Source organism: Petrocella sp., from assembly GCF_059865615.1.
In genome coordinates this window covers 1-2,148 of the sequence record NZ_JCBCDA010000166.1, presented here as the reverse complement: position 1 = coordinate 2,148, position 2,148 = coordinate 1, and the positions used below count along the sequence as shown (strand labels likewise).

The 2,148-nt window shown below is 37.0% G+C and carries 3 protein-coding genes; all 3 read right to left on the bottom strand.

Going from position 1 to position 2,148, the window contains the following annotated elements; translation table 11 throughout:
- The coding region (locus AC6F8J_RS15070) for a hypothetical protein (protein WP_500724443.1) at positions 1-615 on the bottom strand (615 nt) is incomplete at its 3' end.
- A gap of 114 nt (positions 616-729) precedes the next feature.
- A complete protein-coding gene (locus tag AC6F8J_RS15065; protein WP_500724442.1) occupies positions 730-1,419 on the bottom strand; it encodes a hypothetical protein in 690 nt (229 codons plus the stop codon).
- A 29-nt stretch (positions 1,420-1,448) separates the two neighbouring features.
- Positions 1,449-1,979: a hypothetical protein gene (locus AC6F8J_RS15060; protein ID WP_500724441.1), complete on the bottom strand. Its 531-nt coding sequence runs from the start codon at positions 1,977-1,979 to the stop codon at positions 1,449-1,451.
- Between the last annotated feature and the right edge of the window lie 169 nt (positions 1,980-2,148).

Here is a 2,148-nt window from a genome sequence, read left to right as displayed (position 1 = left end):
AACTTCGTTGATGAATTTCTTCATTTCAAGTTGGAAGTATTTCTGAGCCATCGGATCATGAATCACCGCTTCCGATAAATCAGTCACAACATTCCCACGCTTATAATATTCAATCTGCTCTTGGATGGTTTCTGGATATGCACCGATGGCTGATGGCTGAGATACTACATCAACCGTGATGAAGTTATAATTTTTAACCCTACCAGATCCTTCATCTACCTGTCCAGACCCGCGTGACGATACCCCGACTTGGATACCAGCTTCTAATAATGATTTTAGTATCTGCCCTTTCGGTACAGTTTCTAACACTTCCCCTTTACACCATACATTATTGCCATCCATCCTAGCTTCAACCAGCTTCATGGAGACTTCATCAAGTTTAATATCCAAATGATTTGGATGGTCTAAATGTGATAATATGTGTCTATTCAGTTTTGCGGCATCATTGATTTTTGACACGGCACTCTCTAACTCATTGCGGTCATAAATCCTACCGTTTCGGTTTCGTTGCTCACTTTCCATGAATGTCCCTGCCAAGTAAGTCTTCTTCTTGCCATTATCGGTAGATTCATTGAAGGTCTGCACTCCATCAAAATTTTGTTCTATTAGAATCATTACTATTACTCCAATTTATAAATAGCCTTATACTACTATTTATAACTTTAATTTTATTTTCTCTCAGGATATAAAAAATCCCCAGTTAAGGGGATTCCAAAAAATGTGTAACTATTACTTATTTTTCTCGTGTGGCATCTGTATTAACTTTTTAGACACTTTACCAACGGTTAGATTAATTGCACCAGATTTGGCGAGTGTTAGTGCAGTTATACCGCCCCAAGCACCAGCAAGAGCACCAAGAGTTGTTCCAAATATGCTTATGGTTGCCATAGTGGGGAACACTAGTATAAGTCCGAGCAGAATCGCAATGATACCTGCAAGGATTAGCTGTGTCGTCCCCCGCTTAACCCCAGCAATAAGAAACCATCCAATAAATTTACGCAAACCGTTAAAATCTCGGATAACTTCATTGCCCTCGGATCTTATTTCGTTTAGCTTTTTGGTGAACTCGCTTGCAGGGTGAGTTTCTTTTACAAACCCGCCTTTATTATCATAGAATACAATATCCAGCTTACCCATATCTCTAGTAAGAATCCACTTACCGTCTTTACCACTCAAAATAGCCATTCGGTAATTAGGAAGGTCTTTAATGGTAGCTGGTAAATTCTTAATACCATTTGCCAGATTCTTACTTGCAGAAATGATGCTCCATTCTTGTAAAAGTGTCTCAGTTTTCATAAGAGAATCGAGACCTTCCTGTATATTAAGAAGGTCTTTTGATATTCTCATTTCATCCCGTATTGCTTCTCTAAGAATAGACATGGTGTTATCAGCGTAAACCACGTCTCCGCGATTTTTCATCGATCATTTCCTTATATATTTATGATGTTTTAATCAAGCAACTCTGCGGTTTTTGCATCAATTTCCATTTGAAACGAGTTTTCGATGTTTTCGATCATTTTTGCCAAGTCTCTTTTAATGCGAGCTTTTTCACTAGCAGGTTTCATCGCAAATGCCTTGTCAACGAAATTGGTGCTATCTTCCATTCCTTGAAAATACCTATCAACGAATTTATCGACATTCGTTTGCATTCGTTTAAGTTTTTTAATATATACGTCTACCTGCTTTTCCATAACCTCTAAGTCAGATAAAGTTGCGATCAACTTAAACCGTTTTGCGGTCTCTGGAATTTTCTTTTCAATAATTCTCTCTTTATCATAATTTTCTAAAAACGATTGCATGATAGTGTCGTTTTTAGTTTTTTGTACGAATCCACGTGTCCACGCCCATGCCGCACCGATTGCCGCTATTCCCAGAATAGCCAATAGCGATTCGTTGACCTGTTCATCTTGTGGATGTTCAGCAAGATTTAAATGCTTAGTGATTTCTTCTTTTACGATTTGACGGATTTGTTCTTTCATGTTTGTTTCCTTTAATAAATTAAAATGTTTTCATATTGTATTTATAAAAAATTACCAACCTCGTCCTCAGAAAATAAAACTTGCGAATAATCATAAATACTGTTACAATCAAAAAAGATTCACAAACTATGGGAGAAGGTAATGGAAGATTATAAAAGATTATTAGAGT